We start from the raw sequence: 368 nt of genomic DNA, 5'->3' as shown, positions 1-368 counted from the left end.
TCCTTCATTGGCTTGTAGTAAGCTGTCAGGTCAACAACCGTAGCGCTTGGAAGCTCAGCTTGACCAGCGTTGCCGCCGCTTTCGTCATCGAAATTGATGTCTGAACCAGACTTGTTAGCCGTGTAGTTTAACTTAAGGCTAGTACCCCAGTTTTGGTTTGGAGCATCATAGTTAAGACCTAATACAGCATTCCAAGGGTTAACACTATTCAGTGCATTACCGTTTCCGTCTTCACCTTCTGTATATGAAGCAACGAAGTGAGTTGAAATCCCCTTAGGTGCACCTACCAAAACATCCCATAGTAACGTGTTAGAGAATTCAACACCCTTAATTGTTGCCGAATCTAAGTTAACGTTAGAGTAGTGTGT

Annotated in this window: 1 protein-coding gene; it reads right to left on the bottom strand. The window is 43.8% G+C overall.

Annotation, left to right across the window (positions count from 1 at the left end; genetic code table 11):
* Positions 1-368: TonB-dependent receptor (locus tag AB4512_RS23270; RefSeq protein ID WP_372175891.1), on the bottom strand; the 368-nt coding region annotated here is incomplete at both ends.

Origin of the sequence: Vibrio sp. 10N.222.52.B7 (assembly GCF_041474275.1) — a bacterium.
Taxonomy (GTDB): Bacteria; Pseudomonadota; Gammaproteobacteria; order Enterobacterales; family Vibrionaceae; genus Vibrio; species Vibrio crassostreae_C.
The sequence above is the reverse complement of the archived record's forward strand: the minus strand, read 5'-3'. Positions and strand labels throughout refer to the sequence as shown.